Genomic DNA, 2,205 nt, shown 5'->3' with positions numbered 1-2,205 from the left:
GCGGGCCGGTGTCGAGCGCCTGGTCCTCGGCGCCGACACAGACGCCCTTGTCGCGCAGTCCGGCCCACATGGTGAACCAGTCGACGGCGTCGCCCTCTTCCCAGCCGAGCTTGCCGTCGGCGGTGTACAGCGCCTTGCCGCGCTGGCGCAGCCAGTTCTCGAACATCGGTTCGGAGCCCGAGCCGTCGGCCAGCACCTTCTTGCCCACGCCGGCAGCGGCGAACGCATCGGCGATGGCCTCGAAGTCGGCATAGGTGGTCGTCGGTCCGGGCACCGGCACGCCGGCCTTGTCGAAATCGACGGTGTTGATCATCAGAGCCACGGAGTTGGCGCCCAGGCTGATGCCGTAGAGCTTGCCGTCCACCTTGCCGCCATCGAGCTGGTCCTGGTCGAAGTCGGCGAGCTGCAGGGCGCCGCCGACGAATTCGTCGAGCGGGGCGATGGCGCCGCGGGTCGCATACTCGACGATGTAGCGGTAGTCCATCTGGACCACGTCCGGGGCGTTGCCGCCGGCGGTCTGGGTCGCGAGCTTCGGCCAGTAGTCGTTCCAGGCGAGGAACTCGCCCTCGATGGCCGGGCCGCCGGCCTTGGCGTACAGGTCCGTCACGCCGTAGGTGCGGTCGGCGCGGGCCTGGCTGCCCCAGAAGATCAGCCGCAGCGCCTGCTGGGCGAAGGCGGGCGAAATCCCGGCCGCGGCGGCAAGTGCCGTCGAGCCGAGCAGAAACTGGCGTCGGTCTAGTCTGATGGTCATGGCTTCCTCCCAATTACTGCCATTCGGGGCCGGGGGCGTTGTGCTCCTTCCGGACCTAAATAACCAGTTGGTTACAACCATGGGCTGGCAAATCGGCGGTGTCAATCCCGCTTGAGGGCGGATCGGCCATCGCTCGGGGCGCTCAGAATCGCCGGCAGGACTTGCGGGTCCTCGTCGCCGCGGATCAGGTCCGCTTGGTCCTCAGATAGTCGAGCACCATCTGCACGGCCTGCGCCTCGCGATCCTGGATCAGCGCGAACTGGCTGAGATCCTTGCCGAAAACCACGGACAGCGTCTGCATGTTGGAGACGTAGAAGTAGCACAGCGAGATGATCGAGATGTACAGCTGCATCGGATCGACGTCGGTGCGGAAGATGCCGAGGTCGTGGCCGCGCTTCACGATCTCATGAAGCTCGCCGACGATCGGCGAGCGGATCTCGTCGACGTTCCTGATCTTCTTGACGAAGCGCGCGTTCTGCAGGTTTTCCACCGAGAGCAGCCGGGGAAACCAGGGGTTGGCGAGGAAGTGCCGGAAGGTGAAGCGGATGATCCGGTCCACCGCTTCCACCGGATCGTACTGGCTGATGCGCAGCTCGCGCTCACCGCGACGGATCTCCTTGTAGGCGTCGAGCAGCACCGCCTCGTACAGCGCTTCCTTGTTGCCGAAATAGTGGTAGAGCAGCCGCTTGTTGGCCTTGGCGCGATCGGCGATGGCGTCGACCCGGGCGCCCTTGAAGCCTTCCTCGCAGAACTCGTCGCGGGCCGCGCTCAGGATCGAGGCCTTGGTCTTTTCGGCATCGCGGGGTCGCACCGGCAGGTCCGCGGTCGCCCTGCGCCGCGTCTTTGCCACCGCCACATCGCTTGCCATCAGTCCTCCCCGCCGCCAACCGGGCCCAGAAGTGTTTCTTTTCGTCCCGCCAGCGCTCTAGCATGAGCAGCAGAGGCGTGCGGCGGGAGGGCTGTCCGACTTTGGTTTCATCCCGCGCCGTCCGCCGTCGGCACCCCTTGACGGTTCATCCTAGCCTTGTGTATCCAAGTAACCAAACAGTTACAAAGATGGACGCGGTGGAGGGGAAAATGGCCGAGCGGCGGCTTGGGCTGATCATGCATGGCGTGACCGGCCGAATGGGGTACAATCAGCACCTGCTGCGCTCCGTCCTCGCGATCCGCGAGCAGGGCGGCCTCGTTCTCGCCAATGGCGACCGGCTGCTGCTCGATCCGATCATCGTCGGGCGTGATCGCGAGAAGATCCAGCGGCTTGCCGACCGGCACGGGATTGCCCGATGGACCACCGATCTCGATGCGGCGCTGGCCAATCCGGACGACAAGCTGTTCTTCGATGCCGGCACCACGCAGATGCGGGCCGAGCTGCTGTCGCGCGCCATCGACGCCGGCAAGCACGTCTACTGCGAGAAGCCGGTTTCCGACGATCTCGACTCCGCCATCGCCCTCGC

Annotated in this window: 3 protein-coding genes; 1 reads left to right on the top strand and 2 read right to left on the bottom strand. The window is 65.8% G+C overall.

All coding sequences use genetic code 11. The annotated features are described in order from the left end of the window. A partial coding sequence (locus ACE3TU_RS21605; RefSeq protein WP_374627916.1) for an ABC transporter substrate-binding protein occupies positions 1-751 on the bottom strand: 751 nt, incomplete at its 3' end. A gap of 184 nt (positions 752-935) precedes the next feature. Continuing rightward, positions 936-1,619, bottom strand: coding sequence for a TetR/AcrR family transcriptional regulator (locus tag ACE3TU_RS21600; protein ID WP_374627915.1), 684 nt, complete (start codon positions 1,617-1,619; stop codon positions 936-938). 209 nt (positions 1,620-1,828) lie between these two features. On the opposite strand from ACE3TU_RS21600, the gene ACE3TU_RS21595 reads away from it, so the two are divergent. Then, on the top strand, positions 1,829-2,205 hold a 377-nt coding region (locus ACE3TU_RS21595), incomplete at its 3' end, for a Gfo/Idh/MocA family oxidoreductase (RefSeq protein WP_374627914.1).

This window comes from Devosia sp. (assembly GCF_041917035.1).
Lineage (GTDB): Bacteria > Pseudomonadota > Alphaproteobacteria > Rhizobiales > Devosiaceae > Devosia_A.
This window is presented reverse-complemented; position numbering and strand designations above follow the sequence as displayed.